Source organism: Bartonella sp. AP150HLJHH (genome assembly GCF_042196385.1).
Classification (GTDB): domain Bacteria; phylum Pseudomonadota; class Alphaproteobacteria; order Rhizobiales; family Rhizobiaceae; genus Bartonella.
Window position 1 is genome coordinate 1 of the sequence record NZ_JBHIQC010000023.1, and the last position, 18,541, is coordinate 18,541.

15 protein-coding genes and 2 pseudogenes are annotated in these 18,541 nt (G+C 36.9%); 10 read left to right on the top strand and 7 right to left on the bottom strand.

Annotation, left to right across the window (positions count from 1 at the left end; translation table 11 throughout):
* From ACFING_RS07805 to ACFING_RS07815, 3 genes and pseudogenes are all read right to left on the bottom strand, one after another.
* Window positions 1-272, bottom strand: a pseudogene (locus tag ACFING_RS07805) (virulence-associated protein E); the annotation flags it as partial.
* Between the two features lie 99 nt (window positions 273-371).
* Window positions 372-572 (bottom strand): AlpA family transcriptional regulator, encoded by a 201-nt coding sequence (locus ACFING_RS07810; protein WP_015856773.1) that lies wholly within the window; start codon window positions 570-572, stop codon window positions 372-374.
* 177 nt (window positions 573-749) lie between these two features.
* Window positions 750-1,931, bottom strand: a complete 1,182-nt coding sequence (locus tag ACFING_RS07815; protein WP_375630357.1) for a tyrosine-type recombinase/integrase — start codon at window positions 1,929-1,931, stop codon at window positions 750-752.
* Window positions 1,932-2,157: 226 nt separating this feature from the next.
* On the opposite strand from ACFING_RS07815, the gene ACFING_RS07820 reads away from it, so the two are divergent.
* Both ACFING_RS07820 and ACFING_RS07825 read left to right on the top strand, forming a co-directional pair.
* Complete coding sequence (locus ACFING_RS07820; RefSeq protein WP_375630359.1) at window positions 2,158-2,538, top strand: helix-turn-helix domain-containing protein; 381 nt, start codon at window positions 2,158-2,160, stop codon at window positions 2,536-2,538.
* Window positions 2,539-3,800: 1,262 nt separating this feature from the next.
* Complete coding sequence (locus ACFING_RS07825; protein WP_375613639.1) at window positions 3,801-4,832, top strand: aspartate-semialdehyde dehydrogenase; 1,032 nt, start codon at window positions 3,801-3,803, stop codon at window positions 4,830-4,832.
* A gap of 284 nt (window positions 4,833-5,116) precedes the next feature.
* On the opposite strand, the gene ACFING_RS07830 is transcribed toward ACFING_RS07825, so the two are convergent.
* Window positions 5,117-5,755: an SH3 domain-containing protein gene (locus tag ACFING_RS07830; RefSeq protein WP_375621602.1), complete on the bottom strand. Its 639-nt coding sequence runs from the start codon at window positions 5,753-5,755 to the stop codon at window positions 5,117-5,119.
* 504 nt (window positions 5,756-6,259) lie between these two features.
* Here ACFING_RS07830 and ACFING_RS07835 point away from each other — a divergent pair.
* From ACFING_RS07835 to ACFING_RS07850, 4 genes and pseudogenes are all read left to right on the top strand, one after another.
* Window positions 6,260-7,078 carry a MetQ/NlpA family ABC transporter substrate-binding protein gene (locus tag ACFING_RS07835; RefSeq protein WP_375621601.1) on the top strand — a complete coding sequence of 273 codons (819 nt, stop codon included), beginning with the start codon at window positions 6,260-6,262 and terminating at the stop codon, window positions 7,076-7,078.
* A gap of 48 nt (window positions 7,079-7,126) precedes the next feature.
* The gene (locus ACFING_RS07840) at window positions 7,127-8,161 is read left to right on the top strand and encodes a methionine ABC transporter ATP-binding protein (RefSeq protein ID WP_375630360.1); all 1,035 of its coding nucleotides are present in this window, start codon (window positions 7,127-7,129) and stop codon (window positions 8,159-8,161) included.
* Complete coding sequence (locus ACFING_RS07845; protein WP_375609233.1) at window positions 8,154-8,813, top strand: methionine ABC transporter permease; 660 nt, start codon at window positions 8,154-8,156, stop codon at window positions 8,811-8,813. Before ACFING_RS07840 ends, ACFING_RS07845 begins: the two co-directional genes overlap by 8 nt.
* A gap of 563 nt (window positions 8,814-9,376) precedes the next feature.
* Window positions 9,377-9,553: pseudogene (locus ACFING_RS07850) on the top strand (integrase); the annotation flags it as partial.
* Window positions 9,554-9,724: 171 nt separating this feature from the next.
* Here ACFING_RS07850 and ACFING_RS07855 read toward each other — a convergent pair.
* Entirely contained in the window at window positions 9,725-10,204 is a 480-nt protein-coding gene (locus tag ACFING_RS07855) for a MaoC family dehydratase (protein WP_375612287.1), read from the bottom strand.
* Between the two features lie 163 nt (window positions 10,205-10,367).
* Here ACFING_RS07855 and ACFING_RS07860 point away from each other — a divergent pair, with 163 nt between their 5' ends.
* On the top strand, window positions 10,368-11,702 hold the full coding sequence (locus tag ACFING_RS07860) for an NAD(P)H-dependent oxidoreductase (RefSeq protein ID WP_375630362.1): 1,335 nt from the start codon (window positions 10,368-10,370) through the stop codon (window positions 11,700-11,702).
* Window positions 11,703-12,510: 808 nt separating this feature from the next.
* Here ACFING_RS07860 and ACFING_RS07865 read toward each other — a convergent pair.
* Window positions 12,511-12,867, bottom strand: a complete 357-nt coding sequence (locus ACFING_RS07865; RefSeq protein ID WP_375630363.1) for a hypothetical protein — start codon at window positions 12,865-12,867, stop codon at window positions 12,511-12,513.
* Window positions 12,868-15,115: 2,248 nt separating this feature from the next.
* Here ACFING_RS07865 and ACFING_RS07870 point away from each other — a divergent pair.
* The 3 genes from ACFING_RS07870 to ACFING_RS07880 are packed head-to-tail and all read left to right on the top strand — an operon-like array spanning window position 15,116 to window position 17,897.
* A complete protein-coding gene (locus tag ACFING_RS07870) occupies window positions 15,116-15,859 on the top strand; it encodes a creatininase family protein (protein WP_375621597.1) in 744 nt (247 codons plus the stop codon).
* 21 nt (window positions 15,860-15,880) lie between these two features.
* On the top strand, window positions 15,881-16,915 hold the full coding sequence (locus ACFING_RS07875; protein WP_375630364.1) for a CobW family GTP-binding protein: 1,035 nt from the start codon (window positions 15,881-15,883) through the stop codon (window positions 16,913-16,915).
* 10 nt (window positions 16,916-16,925) lie between these two features.
* Entirely contained in the window at window positions 16,926-17,897 is a 972-nt protein-coding gene (locus ACFING_RS07880) for a WD40 repeat domain-containing protein (protein WP_375630365.1), read from the top strand.
* Here ACFING_RS07880 and ACFING_RS07885 read toward each other — a convergent pair.
* Window positions 17,894-18,040 carry a hypothetical protein gene (locus ACFING_RS07885; RefSeq protein ID WP_375621594.1) on the bottom strand — a complete coding sequence of 49 codons (147 nt, stop codon included), beginning with the start codon at window positions 18,038-18,040 and terminating at the stop codon, window positions 17,894-17,896. The two genes, ACFING_RS07880 and ACFING_RS07885, sit on opposite strands and share 4 nt — an antisense overlap.
* Window positions 18,041-18,541: the final 501 nt, after the last annotated feature.

An 18,541-nucleotide genomic window follows, 5' to 3' on the forward strand; every position in this document is an offset into this window, starting at 1 on the left:
TAAGCTTTATCAAAAAAGGCTTGTTTTCCAAGCAAGCCAATTCTAATGAGCGCTTGTATGATCTCTCTAAAAGAGCAGCCAGCATAACAATAGAGCAATAAACGCCCATCATGTCCATTGGCAAGGGATAAGCTAGGCAGCCTATCATCATGAGCAGGGCAACGGGCTGTTCCATAATATCCATGCCAAACTCCACGTAATGCACAAGTAATTTTTTGAGCTGTTGTATGCAATGCATAAGCATCGCTTGTTGTAGCATTTGTAAAATGCATAAAATCCCTTCCTGCTACTTGCATTACAGGACAGATTCTGTTATTTCGGGATTTGCGAAAGTCGAAATACTTTGTCTGTCCTATAAGGCGAAGTTTTCTTTAGGCGGCGTCGTTGCCACGTTGGTTTTTTGCCTTTTCGATTACATCGCAAAGGTCAGATTGTAACCAGCGCGCTAAGGAACCAATCTTTAAAGGCTTTGGTACCGAGCCATCAGCGACCCGCCGCCAAAGTGTTGAAACGCTTATATTAAGTAGTTTTGCACTCTCACGTACTGTGAGGAGTGGTCCGTTTGGAATCATGGAATCCCCTTTATATTAAATGATAGAATCACTGTTTATTAACTATATATAAATAGCAATTCGTAGCAAACTTTTCCAGCAAAAAAAACAATATCTTGTGATTTTTTATCAAGAGAAGCAATAATTTGTGATTGTATTATCCGTTATGGATAAAATAAGGAAAATGGAGACATAGAGCTATCCACAACTTTTATTGTTTTGATCAGTAACATAAGAAGCCCATCTATCCATAAAAATACGACGCTGTTCTAAATAGTCTGTGCGACGATAGGCACGCTCCACTTTTCCCCCAACCGTATGACCTAGAATGGTTTCAGCGACCTCATAAGGGGCATTGGTTGTTTCTGCGAGCCAATCACGTAAACTAGAGCGAAAACCATGCGGACAGGCTTCAAGTCCTGTTTTTTTCATGTATTGTAACATGCTGTTCTGTGCAAGGGGACCACGACCGGTTGCAGAAAAAAGAAACCCATTACGAGATAAAAGGCGTGCTTGTTTAATCACTTTTAGTGCTTCTGATGATAAAGGAACGCGGAATTCTTCTGTAGCATCGCGTCGTCCTTTCATACTTTCAGCAGGAATGGTCCATATATCCCCATCAATCTGATCTTCATGCATATAGCGCAAAGGACGTGTACGAACGCCTGTAAGAATAAGCAAACGCAAAGCCAGTTGTGTCATTGTTGTTGTTTTGCAGAGTGACTGATAAAAGGCAGGAACATCTTTCCAGTCCATTGCTGGTAAATTTTGTGCTTTATGGCGTTGTTTCCCTAAGAGAGCCCGTGCTTTTATCGTTGCTTGTAAATCAACATCCAGCCCCAAAGCAGCAGCATGTTTGAGACAAATATTAAGACGATTTAGTGCTTTCTCTGCGGTTGCAGCTTTTGCATGCCAGATGGGAGCAAGAACATTGCGTATCTCTGTTTGTGTAATTTCTGAAATAGGAATACAGCCTAATTTGGGGAGAATATAAAGTTGTAAAGGTAGAAACCAATTCCCAGCCTTGCCATCTCCTTTTAATTCAGCTTTACGACTTTCAAAAGCATCTAAGGCAATGTCTTTTAGGTAATGGAGATTACTTATTGCCTCACGCTTTTGTTTCTCACGTTCTTTAATGGGATCACGCCCCTCATGCAAAACAGAACGCCATTGATTTGCTAATTCACGGGCTTTTTTTAAAGAAACATTTCGCAACGCACCCAAGCCCATTTCGCGGCGCCGACCATGAATGGTATAACGATAAAGCCATTGAGCACCACCATCTTTACGCTTATGGAGAAGCAAGCCGGCACCATCATTATATTTGCCAGCCCCCAATGTTGCGACAGCCCTTGCATTAAGACGATTCATAAGAACCATTTTTACTCCTTTCTTGTACAATTTTTACCCACACACCAGCCCCGCTTTTGACGTGCAAGCAAGTGATATTAATTGATTCAATCTGAGAGGGTTTGTGATGAGAAAATCTTACTATATTCGGAGTTATGATTCAAGTTAAAAAAGGATGATTTATTATTATAAATCAATGTGTTGCCAGACCCCGGAATACTAATGCGAGGGCGCTCGCAACCGGTGGGGACATCAAGTGAAAGCCAAAAATCTACATTTTTACGATATTTCTTTAGGCAAAAAAATTCGCTTCAGAAGAAACGTCATGGGGTTTTCTCAAAAACAATTAGGAAGTCATTTAGGCGTAACATTCCAACAAATCCAAAAGTATGAAAAAGGCTTAAATCGCATAAGTGCAAGACGTTTACAGGAAATTGCTCATATATTAGATGTTCCCGTTTCCTTCTTTTATGCTGATGGCGCAAAAAAAGAAGAGAACCTCTATCATTGTGATGACAGAATAGCAAGCAAAGCAGAATATTTACTTTTAAAAAATTTCAGAATACTGACCCGCAAAAAACAAAGAGCAATTTTGCAGTTGATTTCTGATGAAAAAAATAACCCCTTATTTTCATAAGTTCATTGCAAAGATAATCAAAGTCGTTAATAATATTGACAAGAATTGTGACTGTCTCCCCACACTGCATGAGAATGAAAATGCTTAATCTAATCTGATTTGTAAATAATCCGAATTCTAACGAGTTTAACTTAGAAATAGTGCATTGATTTATAATGATAATCTAACGTTATTGATATTGAATAAGTGTTCCGAATATCGTAAAATTCTTTCATTTCAAACGTGTTCTATATTGAATCAATCAAAATCACTGTTGGCACATTACAAGCAAAGTTGGCGTGTGAGTAAAAACGTACAAAAAGGCATACCTCTTATTGAATCGTCTCACAAACCAAGAGCTGTAACGACATTGTGTGCTGAAAAAATGGATGATGGTGCTAACTTGCTCTTTTATTAAACGTAAATATGGGGGTGTTCAACGACTTTCCACTCATATGAGTTACTTAAAAAAGGCTCTCCAAACAAGCCTAAAAATATTCCCACACACTAAAAAAATACTTAAATATATTGAGAAAAATCAAAGATCTTATACCACCATACTCCAAATAATGATATTTTATAGCATAACAGGATTAAAGTAAAAATAAGAAATATAAATTAAAAATAGACACGAAAAACTATATTTATAACTTTCATAAGAATTTATCTATATATGGATACTTAAGTTTATCCTGTTGTGCCATAAATTCTATCATTTAAGGTATGAGGGCATGAAGCACGCATACCTCCTTAAAACATTCAAATGTTTTTTAGATACCCAATATCTTTTTAAATATTTTTAAGCCTGCTTGTTGAGCCTTTAGTTTAAGTAAAAAATGGGAAGCCACTAGAATCTAGCTGTTTACAGACTGTAATAGGAAGCTTCGCTTTTAAAGGCATAGGGAGAAAATCAAATAATTCAACAATTAACAGATAAAGTATTAAAAGATTCCACCAAAGCGATACGTAATACCATCTTTAAAAAATTCACAAAGTGAGAAGGTAAACAATTGACAGAAGATAAGAAATTCACTTAATTAAAGTGTTTTCTAAAGAGATAATAGCTTAGCGTAAAATATTCAATTTTTTCAATTCTGAAAGATTAAAAGAGACGTATCATTTGAAATAAAACAATTTATTGTGCTAACGATGATGATTGGTGTGCACAAAATTGAGTTGTTGAAAATCAAAAATATAATTTAATGATGTTCCTTGACCAACTCACTCTCTCCTGAGTATAGCACGGGGAATAAACGTGGAGAGACATGAGGAGTATATAGAAAATGAGTTATAAAGTTGCAATTGTCGGCGCAACCGGAAATGTTGGTCGTGAAATGCTTACAATTTTAGAAGAACGTGGTTTTCCTGCGCATGAAATTGTCCCTCTAGCATCACGACGCTCATTAGGACAAGAAGTTTCTTATGGAGATAAAACTTTAAAAGTAAAAGCACTGGATACTTACGATTTTTCTGACACAGATTTTTGTCTTATGTCTGCGGGAGGGAGCATTTCCAAAGAATACGCCCCTAAAATTGCTGCTGCCGGCTGTGTCGTCATCGATAATTCCTCCACGTGGCGCTATGATGCCAATGTTCCGTTGATAGTCCCTGAAGTCAATGGCGAAGCTATAAATGCCTTTTCTAAGCGTAATATTATAGCAAATCCTAATTGTTCAACAATTCAACTGGTCTTAGCTTTAAAACCTCTCCATGATGCTGCAATCATTAAACGTGTTGTTGTCTCTACATATCAGTCTGTTTCTGGAGCTGGTAAAGAAGGAATGGACGAACTTTTCGAACAATCACGTGCAGTTTTTGTTGCAGACCCAATTACATCAAAAAAATTCACTAAACGCATTGCCTTTAATGTCATTCCTCATATTGATGTTTTCATGGAAGATGGTTATACAAAAGAAGAATGGAAAATGACGGTTGAGACGAAGAAAATTCTCGATCCGAAAATTAAATTAACAGCCACTGCTGTTCGGGTCCCTGTCTTTATCGGTCATGCCGAAGCCGTCCATGTTGAATTTGAAAAACCACTAAGCGCATCTGAAGCACAAGCGCTCCTCCGCGATGCACCAGGCTGTCAGCTTATCGATAAACACGAAGATGGTGGTTATACCACACCTTATGAAGGTACCGGAGAAGATGATACCTTTATTAGCCGTGTTCGTGAAGATATCACCGTTGAAAATGGTTTAGCTTTCTGGGTTGTCGCCGATAATTTAAGAAAAGGAGCGGCATTGAATGCCGTTCAAATTGCTGAATTGCTCATTTCTCGTAATTTGATAAAGCCTAAGTCCGCAAATTAACGCCCTGTCCGAAAGGACAAAGAACCCCTAGCCGGTCTGTCAAAAGTCCGGCTTCTCTTCAGTATAACCTTCCCCAGCTGAAGGTTCATATCACCATCCTAAAGAACTGTAATCCAAGGTATTATCAAATTTTACTTTGAATATCCTTGAATGCCTCGCCACCTTAAGTTAAGCATTGCCGCCTTAATGACATTTTACGGTACAATAGGATCAGCAGCATGAAGCAAACAATGCTTATGCTGCTGATCCTTTTTGTCATTCCGGTTGTGAAATTAACTTTACCCTTATCGAGCAGGATAGGTCACGACACGGTAACGCGTTTCATTACGTTCAAAATTTTTGTAATTGACATTATCAGGAAAGGAGGGATTATAAGCACTCACGTGCTTTACAGAAACGCCTTGTGCTGTTTGCGACGGATTTAAAATTGTTCGTTCATCCCTTTTTTTAACACCTGTAGAATCGATAATCATATCTGTTCTGTATAGTTTTTGCATATTTTTCCGTGTTTTTTGAATCGCCGGAAGAGCTTTAAAGTCGGAAACAGCCTGTTTTACTTTTTCTTTTGGCGATTTTACCATAGATTTTGATTTTGCTGGCATCTTTTTAAAAGCAATGGTAGGAACATTGTTAACATTGACGTAACGTGCAGATGCCCAACCAACTTTTCCATGATAACCAAGAGAACACCAAGTTTTATTGGATAGGCAGCCATAAATTTGCACTTTTGCTCCCATTGGAACCATTGCGATAACTTTATAAGCTGTCGCAGGGCCTGTGCGTAAAGATACCTGACCTGATGCAACACGAGCAACTGTTCCTGTAATGGTTCCAGCTTGTGCGTGAAAAGCAGTCACAGCCACCCCTGACGCTCCTAAAGTCCATAAAGTCATCATTGTTGATAAAAATTTCTTTCTTAACATTATTTTTCTTCCTCTCTTAAAACGTATGAAGGGCAAAAATTCGCCTTTGCAAAAATTTGCCGCGTTTAAATCCAATGATCAGCAACCTTTATTCCCCCCAAAAACCCACAACATTGCAACAAAATTTCTCTTTATCGCCTACACGAACACGGCCTTTTGATCTTGATTGCGCAGTATGTTCTTCATGAATTTACGGCTAAAGCATCATCTGATTGTCCGGTTCTTCAACCAATTGTCCCTTACAGAAGTTTTTAAAGGGGCATTGGTTCCCTCAACAAATGATTGCAATAAAAGAATTGATTGCCTAAATTTCAAAGATTTTCTGAGAATGAATGATGATCAGCCCCCAAAACAACTAAAATAGAAGGAAAAATAATACTCTTTAAAAAATAAAAGTGATTGAATATTCTCTAAAGCTTGTATAACTTTAAATCTGCCTAAAAAGATACAGAGTATATTGAAACTTCGCTCAAAAAATTTCTCGAAAAAGAAAGTTAAAAGCATATGACATTAAAATTTTTTTCTCGTAGTCGGATTATAGGATTATTCCTCTCTCTCTTTGCACTTTTTTTGTCTACTGCTTTTTCCATGGCCGCAGACAAAACAAAAATCAAACTTGGTATTATGGAAGGGCGGGATGCAATTATTTGGAAAACTGCTGCTGAACAGGCTAAAAAAGCCGGTTTAGATATTGAACTCGTTTATTTTTCTGATTATGCTTTGCCTAATGATGCTGTTAACGCAGGAGAGATCGATGCGAATGCTTTTCAGCACGCCCCTTATCTTAATGAACAAATGAAACAACGTGGCTATAAACTTTCAATTGTCGGCTATACATTTATTGCTCCAATTGGTGTTTATTCACACAAAATAAAAGACTTAAAAGATCTCCGTGATGGTGCACATGTCGGTATTCCGAACGACCCATCTAATGGTGGAAGAGCCTTACTTCTTCTCAATTCTTTAGGTCTCATTAAGTTAAAAGATCCTCATAATATTCTTGCATCTCCACTTGATATTATCGAAAATCCTAAAAACCTGCAAATTCGTGAGCTCGATGCCGGTATGTTAGGGCGTGCAATCGACGATTTTGACCTTGCAATTATAAACACAAATTGGGCTATTGTTTCGGGATTAAGCTTCGAAAACGATGTGGTCGCATGGGAGAGCGCAAAAAATAATCCTTATGATAATATCATCGTTGTACGCACGAGCGAAAAAGATGAACCATGGGTTAAAAAATTAGTTGCTGCCTACAATAACGATCTTATCCGTGCAAAAATCAAAGAGATTTTTGGCAAAACTGCCCAAACATCTTGGTAATGGTGCCAAATATCTTGGTAATTGTGCCAAATATCCGAGTAATTGTGAATGGAAAAACCTATTCTTATCTCCTTAAAAAACATCAGCCGTTGTTTTAACAAAACGGCTGGTGTTCCGGTAATTAATAATCTCTCTTTAAATATCCACGCTGGTGAAATCCTTGGCATTATTGGGCGCAGTGGAGCAGGAAAATCAACACTTATCCGCTGTTTAAATGGGTTAGAGAAGATTGATGCAGGATCCATTTTTTTTGAAGGCGTTGATATTTCTAATCTATCAGAGATAGAATGGGCGCCTTACCGTCAACGAATTGGAATGATTTTTCAACATTTCAATCTTCTCTCATCGCAAAATATTCTTGATAACATTGCATTGCCGCTTAAATTAAGTGGTGTAAGTAAAAAACAACGCCACAAACGTGCCCTTGAACTGATTGAATTGGTTGGGTTATCTGGGAAAGAATATTGCTATCCAGCACAATTGTCCGGGGGACAAAAACAACGCGTTGGCATTGCACGCGCTCTTGCTGCTAATCCTAAAATATTATTATCAGATGAAGCCACTTCTGCTCTTGACCCTGAAACAACACAATCTATTCTAGAGCTCCTTGCTGATATTAACAAACACCTCAATCTCACGATTGTGCTCATCACCCATGAAATGGAAGTTGTGCGCACCATAGCGCATCGCGTTGTTGTTCTTAATCAGGGGAACATTGTAGAAGAAGGACGTGTGAAAGACATCTTTACATCACCGCAAGACGATACAACCATAGCTATGCTCAAGCTTGTAACCCCGCAACTTCCTGAAAAATTTGCGAAAAATCTCAAACCAATCGGACGAGAAGCTGTCATTGAAATTAATATTGCCGGTGAAATTGCCCAGCAGCCTTTTCTTCATCTTCTAGAAAATGAGAGTGGTTTAAAAGCACGTATTTTGCATGGTGGCATTGATACAGTTCAAGATGAAACCATCGGGCGACTCTTCTTGGCTCTTCCTGGAGAAGATAAAGAAGCTTTAGAAAAAGCTGTTCAATGGTTAACGAAAAAAGGACGATATTGTGAGGTCTTAGGCTATGTTTAATGTTCTGTCTCATGAACTTCCCCAAGCTGTTATTGATACAATATTGATGACACTTAGTGCTTCTGTTATGGCATTTATTATAGGGCTTCCCCTTGGTCTTCTTCTTCACACAACAGCACGCGGAGGGATTTTTTCCTCATCTCTCATCAATCGCCCTTTAAGCATGATCATTGACAGTATTCGTGCCATTCCCTTTATCATTCTTGCATTTTATCTTCTTCCCGTTACGCGTATCGTTGTAGGAAGAGGGATAGGAATGCCTGCTGTAATTTTTATACTGACCATTTCAGCTATCCCTTTTTATGCTCGCATGGCGGAACTCTCTTTTAAAACCGTTGAAAACGGTCTCATTGAAGCGATCCGCTCGATGGGTGCAAGTCGTCTTCAAATTATCAGACATGTTCTTATTCCTGAAGCTCTCCCTAGCCTGATTACAGGTTTTACAGTCATGGTCATTTCTCTTATAGGAGCCACCTCACTTGCTGGATATCTTGGTGGAGGCGGTTTAGGGGATATGGCAATCCGCTATGGCTACCAACGCTACAATACCTTCATCATGACCATCGTCATCATCCTTTTGATCGTGCTTAATATTACAACCCAATGGACTTCTGATAAAATCGTACAAAAACTTGATAAAACAAAACATTAAAAGACTTAGAATTTCACATGCCAATACCATCATCCTCTTTGCCACTTTCCAAGTGCACCAACCCTTGCCTATCGAAAACACTCATAAGAGATTAGAAACTTTTTTCTTAAACAGTTTTTATCTCTCCCCATCCGTTTGTAACATGAAAGAAAATAGTTTTAATGGCTTTAATATAAAAGGGGATAAAATAAGAGATCTCACAGTATGTGAAACTCTCTTTAAATTAAGACATTGGTCACGACCTTTCCCAACCTTAGATAACACATTGAATTTATAATGATAATATGGCGTTATTCATATTGAATGAGAACTCTGAATACCGTAAGATCCTCTCATTCCCACTTTGTTCCATATAGAATCAACCAAAACCTCTCGCTTACACGTTAAAAGCGGGAAGAGCCGTGTGAGTAAAACTATACAAGAAAGAAAGGCATGCCTCTTATGAATTATCTCAAGCGCCAAGACCTGTCTTAACATTGGCGGCTAGCATATAATATGATGGTGCCGGTTTTCTTCTTCACAAGCATAAAGATAGGGGTGCTCAATGGCTTTATCGTTATACTATTCACAGGCGCCATTGCGAAATGGGTGTGACGAGCGTTGAGAGATGTTGCTTTAAAATAAACCCGTGAATTGGCAACGCAAGTATATTCCATTTGAAGCGTTCTGTTTTACGTGATGGGTATGATCCCATTAAAGAACGCTATAAACAAAAGCGTGAAGCAATGCACTATCTTCATTAGGAAACTCCTCTTCAAAACGATCTAGTAAAGATAGCAACCCGCTCTGGCTATCAACGCTATGATAGCTCCACCATATCTATCATCCTATAGATTATTCTCAATATCATCATTGAAGAAACTTCTAATAGAATTGTATAAAAATTTTATAAAATAAAGCACTCAAATAATCTAGATATTGGAAGGTTTTTCTTCCACAACAGCAACAATAAGCCATTGAGCTGTAAGAGCTGGTTTTTTTAACTTTTCAATTTCCACCGTAACCCCATAATGGAAAACCACTCGACCAGAAGGACGAATTTCTGCGTCGTCTAACACAAAACGCGCACGTATCCGTACCCCTGTTTTCACAGGACTCATGAAGCGTACTTTATCGAAACCATAATTAATCCCCATTGTGCTCCCTTCCAACTCTGGAAGAGCTTCATAAGCGAGCGTAGACAAAAGCGATAATGTTAAAAAACCATGAGCAATCGTGCCGCCAAAAGGTGTCTTTTTAGCCTTTTCCTCATCAACGTGTATCCATTGATGATCATCTGTAGCACATGCAAACTGATTAATCATATCCTGTGTAACAAGACGCCACTCCGATAATCCCACTTCTTTCCCAATAAAACTGGTGACATCTTGTACTGTTATTTTTTGCTGCATAACGCTATTCCTATTTTATTTGATAAAAGAAACCACCCCTCTTGCTTTTATAAAATCCATTGATTAGAGCTTCAAGAATAAAAGATTAATTGTCTTAAAAACAAATGCACCTTATGAATGAGAAAAGTTCTTTAGCAGAATAGTTTTCAAATAGGAAAAAAGAATGGCAAGCAATGTGAACCTAACAGGTTTAGCGCATGATTTGAAACAACGTGCAGAAAACCATCCCCCCATCCGTATTGGACTGATTGGTTGTGGTGAAATGGGCACAGATTTATTATCAAGTATTGCGCATATGGATGGTATAACAGTCGCTGCTGTAGCCACGAGGACACCGTCACGTATTTTTGATGCCGCTACACTAGCCTATGGCGAAGATGGACATGTCTGTGAAGTTGAAAATACTTATGCTCTCACCCAAAGCATTGAAAAGGGTTTGATTGCAGCAACAGATGATATTAACCTTGTTTTGCGCCATGAACAAATTGATATTATCGTTGATGCAACAGGCTATCCCGAAGCAGGAGCAGAGATTGGTATCAAAGCGCTTGAGAATAACAAACATCTTGTCATGATGAATGTTGAAGCAGATGTTACAATTGGCGCTTATCTCAAACATGAAGCAGAAAAACGAGGGCTCATTTATACACTTGGTGCCGGCGATGAACCTACTTCTTGTATGGAACTCATAGAATTTGTTTCAGCCCTTGGACATAAGATTGTTGCAGCCGGTAAAGGAAAAAATAATCCTCTGCGCTTTGATGCTACACCTGACGCTTACGAAGAAGAAGCATTCCGGCGTAATATGAATGTGCGCATGTTGGTTGAATTTATTGATGGTTCCAAAACGATGGTTGAAATGGCAGCCATTGCCAATGCCACCGGACTTCTCCCCGATTGCCCAGGAATGCATGGACCACGAGCAGCGCTACAAGATTTAAACAAAGTGCTTATTCCAAAACAAGATGGGGGCATTTTACAACAATATGGTGTTGTAGATTATTCAATAGGTCAAGGTGTTTCACCAGGTGTCTTTGTCATTGCCGAAATAGCACACCCACGTTTACGCGAGCGTATGGAAGATTTAAAAATTGGCCAAGGACCTTACTTCACCTTTCATCGCCCCTATCATTTAACAGCAATGGAAGTTCCCCTCACCTGCGCACGTATTATGCTTTATGGCAAAACAGATATGGTTCCTCTTAGCCATCCCGTAGTAGAAGTCTGTGCTGTTGCTAAAAAAGATTTACATCCAGGTGATCAGCTAGACTTTATCGGTCTTTATACTTATCGTGCTTGGATAATGAACATCGCAGAAGCACGCGCTCACCACGCCATTCCTTGTGGCCTTTTAGAAAAAGCAACAGTAACAGCTGCAATTAAAAAAAACGAACTCATTACAGTACATAATACTGCTATTCGTGAAGATCAATGGATTGCACGTCTTCGTGCTAAACAAGACCTTTTACTTCATTGCCCTTCTTCCGCTAAGCTATAAATACTCCTGAATTACCTTACTTAACAGTATCCTTCCCTTAGGCAACAGAATAACCCAGAATACACTTCTATCGCAAATACAGGTTTATGTTTTAATAAAAGCATTTTCCAACGATGCACATCACCACTTCCCTCTCACAATATGTCCCATAAATGCGACAGTATAAACCACCCCATGAGATGGCATAAAATTCATTGTGTATCACTATCTTTACTCTATGAAGATACAAACCAGCACCATCATTTATTTTCCAATACTACAACAGTCCTTGAACCTTAGAGATAATTCATGAGAAGAATTTTTACTCTTTTTTCTTTAATAATTTTGTCCATACACGAACACAACTTGTTATACGTAAAAAATACTTTTGATGGATTTAACATCAAACAAATTTGAAATGATAAATAATAATTTCTCATTTTTCTTATTGCATGAGAGCCATGAATACAGAGATATTTTTTATTTTATTCCCTTATGAAAGATAAAAAAATTTAAAAAGGATAAAATATACCTTCGATGAATAATCTTCATATGAGAAAAGGTAGACAATATTAGACTGATAAAGATAGTAAGTATACTAGCCTTATTACTAGAATAATAATCATAAACTGTAAAAAAATCAGGTTACGCTAATTTGTAAAAAAAAACATAAATGTAGGATCTTGAACTTTAATAATGTTAATAAAAGCTACATTTATTATTAAGAGTAGTAATTTTATTATCTATTATAGTATAAATAATAAAATATTTATTTTTTAAAAATAATGAAGTGAACAAAAAAACCTCGACTCTGTCGATGAGTTTTCTACTAAAGTGTACTGAATATTCCAAAAAGAGATACAACAGCACCTAATACATCCCCAATACATAAAGAAGCAAGAAGTGATAAAATACCTATCCCCCCCCAAAAGGCTGAACCTGAAAAGGCAGCAGCTTTTTCAGCTTTCCCTAAAGCAATAACCTCTTGTTCCTCAACACCTTGAATAACAACTCTATCCACAGCTTTAATAGCTACATTTTTTTCTAGTGTAGGAATAGTAATTGCCATTCTCTCTTGAACTTTATTTTTTACAAAACTTGCATTTCCCTCTATAGCTTGTACAAAAAAAAGAATAAATAGTGTAAAAGTAAATGAACATACACGATTTTTAAATATTTTAAACATAGCTTTCTTTGCTCCTCTTTTTCTTCACTGAAAAAATGAAAGAATATTCACATATATAAAAACCAAAAATTATATTTAATCATTTATATAATTGCACATAATAAAATATTATATGTAATTTTGTTATTATAATATAACACATTATGTATTACATGTAAAGATAAAAACAATAAATGATAAAAATAATTTATTACTTTTACGCCATAATAAATCAAGATACCAACAGTAATATTTTGTCATTTTTATTTCTATAATTAAAAATAATAATAATTTGTTAAATTTCTTATTATAAGAAATATTACGAAACAAATTCATTTAAAAAATTATATAATAGAGGTTTTATAAATAATTTGAAATGTAATTAATTTTAAAGAACTATAAAATTTAAAACTTCCAATATAATGATATATGATTGTCTATTATTTCAATAAATATAAAAATGAAATAGCACTTAATGGATTTTTATTATATCACTCATCATTAATATTGAAAAATAAAATTAGTATCGAATAAAAACTTGATCTAAAACAAATATATCCTAATAAAACAACTTTAAATAGTGTACTATTTTTCTATAAAATAGGTATAAAGTGTAAAAAAGCAATTAAAATCTCTATCTTCAAAAGGAAGAGACGTTAATAAAATGATTCTCAACTTTTACTGATATATAAAGAAAAAATACTGCATAGCATCTTCAAAAAGGTAATTCAGCCCCCTTTATCTCATACAGCATAAAGAACTCAAAATATTGACTTTCAAACCTAACAAAACAAACGCATAAAATAAGTAAATCTATCAGATTTACAAAACCATTATAAGCAATACTAGAGCTCCAACAAACTACCTAAAATTAAATAAAAAGAGAGTCATGAAAAATGAAATGATCCCCAAAATACTGAAAAAATTTTCTTTCTTAATTTTCATAAAAGTTATTCCATATTTTTCGTCAATATTGTAGAGCACAGCCTTATTTATATTTTAAGTAATTATATTTACTCTATATTAGTAACAAATAATTCTCTTTGAAAGAAATTTTTGGCAATATTCACATAACTGTCTGCAATTTGTGAAAAACGAATAATAATAAATAATTGATCAAATTCTTGAAAGAAAAGGAATAGAGAAACTTACTAAAAAATTGCATTTTAAAAATACCAACTTAAGTAGCGCATTGAAAAAATAACGCCATAAAACTGATATTGAATAATAAATTCATCAACCGATCACTTTAATCGCAAAATATTAATCTATAATAATAATTTATTGTTTTGCCTGTTGAATGAGAAAGCTGACGATTATAAAACTCTCTTATATTTTAACTCTGTTTATATTGAATCAATCAAAATTCTTCACTTGCAAATCACAAACGAGATCGGTGTGTGTGTAAACACACTTGAAGAAAGCAAACTATCACTTATGAGGTATCTTAACTATCAAGCGCTGTTAACACAGTATTGAAAACTGGCAAAGTGAATGATGGTGTCCCTTTTTACTTTAAAAGTGTAAAGATGGTGGAACACAATAGATTTTATATTATAAGGCTTTACCGTTATACTATTCACGGGCGCCGTTGCAAAATAGGCTTGGATACCTTGAGAAATGTTTCTTTAAAACAAAAGCGTCAATGTGCAACACAATGGCGTTCTGTTTATCATGTATCCAACGGTGTTTCTTGTATCCAACGGTGTTTCTTACTGAATCATCTTATAAACTGCTCTATGAGATTACAAATTCATCTTACGTGAATTCTTCCCTTTATATTTATTTTTTCTCATGAACACTAAAATCTGTTAAGACACTATCCAAAGTAAAATAAATCAACAAATATTTCTATTCTTTTGTAATATACAGATAATTGAATAGAGTTCCTGATTGCAACAAAAGTCTGTAATATTGCAATAGTAGAAATACTTTGATCATCCTCGCTCCATAATAAAAGAATAATATGTAATTTACAGAAAAAATTACATATTTAATATATATGAATATATAATTATTAAAAATGAGAATATACATCAGAAATAATTATAAAAGACAACTATCTTGAGAAAGATTGCCTAATATTACAGAAAAATTGCGGTGGCTTTGCTCAATAAAAGCTTCTCTATTTTTAACAAAGCTCTCATTTTTATGCATCCATATGTGATGTAAAAAGACGCCTATTTGCGTTTCTCTTATAGATAGATTAAATAGTGACAGCACCTTTGATCACTTTGTCTCTTTTGACTTCTCTTTTGGGCATTAATTTATGGTATCTAACCCACCTTTTCTCGCTCTTTTACCTTTGGGTGCACATGAATATCACGGAGAGCACCTTCCTTTCGAAACCGACTGGATTATTGCTGAAGCTTTTGCAAAAGCCCTCACTTTACAAACAAAAGAGCAGTTTCATATCGCACTTTTACCGGTTGAAAAGATTGGCTATTCTATAGAACATATGGATGTTACAGGCACGCAAACCCTTACCTTTTCTGATGCGATTAAGCGATGGATAAAGATTGGTGAAAACTGTTATCACAAAGGGATCAACCGTCTTCTTCTTCTCAATGCTCACGGAGGAAATTCACCTTTAATGAGCATTGTTATCACCGAATTACGAAAGCGCCTTTCCATGCTCGCTGTAGCAACAAGCTGGAGCCGTTTTGGTTTACCACAAGGTCTCATGGAGCCATCTCAACAACATCTTGATATCCATGGAGGCTTTATCGAAACCTCTCTCATGCTCTATTTAGCACCAGAAAAAGTCCATATGGAAAAGGCAGAAAATTTTCATAATAAACAAGCGGATATGATTGCCAATTATCGGTATTTACGCGCTTATGGTCCTCATGCCTTTGGTTGGACAATGAAAGATCTAAATACGCAAGGTGCGGCAGGAAATGCAAGCAAAGCAACACCACAAGCCGGTGAAGCAATCTTTTCTCATGTTCTGTCTCAGCTTCGTGATTTACTTGATGATATCAATCGATTTAACATAAACACATGGCAATAAAGAACAATAAAAGGTCTCTCCATGGAAACGATACACCCCAAAAAACTTCCCGTTACGGTTCTCACAGGCTATCTTGGTGCTGGAAAAACCACCCTTCTCAACCGCATTCTCAGTGAAAATCATGGCAAACGTTATGCCGTCATTGTCAATGAATTTGGTGAAATTGGTATTGATAATGACCTGATCATTGAATCAGACGAAGAAATTTATGAAATGAATAATGGCTGTGTTTGCTGCACCGTACGTGGTGATCTCATTCGCATTCTAGAAAGTCTGATGCAACGTTCTTATCGATTTGATGCGATCATTATAGAAACGACAGGGCTTGCTGATCCCGTTCCCGTAGCACAGACCTTTTTCATGGATGATACTATCCATGAAAAAACAGCTCTCGACAGTGTCATAGCAGTCGTTGATGCAAAGCATTTTTCCTCTCAATTAAAAACAAGTCGTGAAGCTGAAGACCAAATTGCCTTCGCGGATATTATTCTTTTAAATAAGATTGATCTTGTCACCCAACAAGAACGCAGCCATGCTGAATCCCTTATTCTGGCCATTAATCCTCGCGCTATACTCTATACAACACAGCGCACCAATATCCCTCTTGAGACACTCCTTAATCGTGGTTTTTTTGATCTCCAACAGACTCTCGATCATGAACCTCATTTTCTCGATCACGAACATACACACCAACATGCCAACCATGTATGTGGTCCCGATTGTAATCATGATCATGACCATCATCACGCATCCACCATTCATGATATTACCATCACTTCTGTAAGTTTAAAAACAGATGCTCTGCAACCAGAAAAGTTTTTCCCTTGGATCCAGCAGGTTACACAGCAACAAGGACCTGATATCTTGCGTCTTAAAGGCATTATCGCCTTTCAAGGAGACGATGATCGTTACGTCATTCAAGGGATACATATGCTTCTTGAAGGACAACATCAACGCCCATGGCGTGAAGATGAAAAACGAGAAAGCCGCCTTGTCTTTATAGGACGCTCTCTTGATGCTGAAAAATTAAAAACTGGTTTTGAAAATTGCGCATAAGTGAGTGATAATGCCAAACATTACCCATTATGATCTCAAAAGTTACTGCCTTTCCTGCGGTTTTATAGGCAATAAACCAGCCTTTGTTTCCGTAGAAGGTCTCATTGTTTTTTTTAATCCAACCCCACAAATCGTTGAAGTTCACCAAGGAATAATTTCAAGCCATTTTTCCCATGACAATACCGCGATCATCACCGGTGGAGAAGATGGAAAAGTCTGTCAAACAACCGCAGCAGATCACACGGAAGTGTTAAGCCAAAAAGAACGCAAATGGATAAACAACGTTGCTTTTGGTCCACAAAAAGCTTTTGCTTTTTCCTCCTCACGCCTCGCATTTGCGCATATTGGAAAAGAACGACAAGAGCTCACACATGAACGCAGTGTAGAAGGCCTTGCTTTTGCCCCAAAAGGTTTGCGACTTGCCGTTGCCCATTACAATGGAGTCACTCTTCATTGGTTATCAACGCAAATATCTCCCACCACATTGGTATGGAAAGGAGCTCATTGTGGTGTCACCTTTTCACCAGACAACCGCTATGTCATTTCCACCATGCAAGAAAACGCCTTACACGGTTGGCGTCTCACTGATAATCAACATTTACGGATGAGTGGCTACCCAAGCAAAGTTAAAAGCTGGTCTTGGAGCGCAAAAGGAAAATGGCTAGCAACATCAGGTGCCTCTGCCGCAATTGTTTGGCCCTTTCATACAAAAGATGGCCCCATGGGAAAAACACCTCTAGAACTAGGCACACGAGCAAATGCGCTTGTTAGCACCGTTTCATGCCACCCAAACAAAGAAATTGTAGCAATAGGCTTCAATGATGGAATGATTTTAGCGGCACAATTCCATGATGGAAAAGAAGTCCTTCTAAAAGGTTATGGGAAAAGTGCTATCTCAGCACTTAACTGGGATCAAGCAGGGCAAAACCTCTCCTTCGGTAGCGAAAATGGTGAATGTGGTATAATCAATATCACTGATTAAATTACACCAACAAACGCAATCATCGCCGATAAAAAATGCCCACACAATACTCCAGAAATCTTATCCCCTTGCATCTCCAGAGCTCTCAGAAATCCTATCTCCCTAATCTCCCCCCAAAAATCTCCTAAAATCTTCGTAATCATTAAATCTTCCCTCTTCCTTTTCTCCCCCCTTTAGACAAGAAAATACCTTAAACATGTTTTTTGACCTTTTAACATTGCTACCCCCATACAAGAATAAAAACATCACCCTCAAGACCGCCCCCCCCATCTCCTTATAAACATCTATATAGGCTACATACTTCCACAAAAGCATTTTTCTTAAAAATTTGGCAAAAAATAGCTGATATCATCATTAAAACAACGATTTATTCCTACGATCAGAAGAAGGGAATTCAACACTATTTTCCTAAATAAAAAATTTTTTGATTTCCCCCTCTAAAGAGCAAAGTTTCCTACGAGCAGCCTTCCACACTTTAGTTTCTTGCCTAGAAAATTCTATCTAATAATCATTTCATGGAGCTTCTATTACCGCCCTCTGTTCCGGTATCTCCTTCATCTACAGATTCTGTTTCTCCTCCTTCTGTCCCTGTTGAACCAAAGCCTTCTCAGTCCTCTGATCCTTTAGATCCTTCATCTAATCTC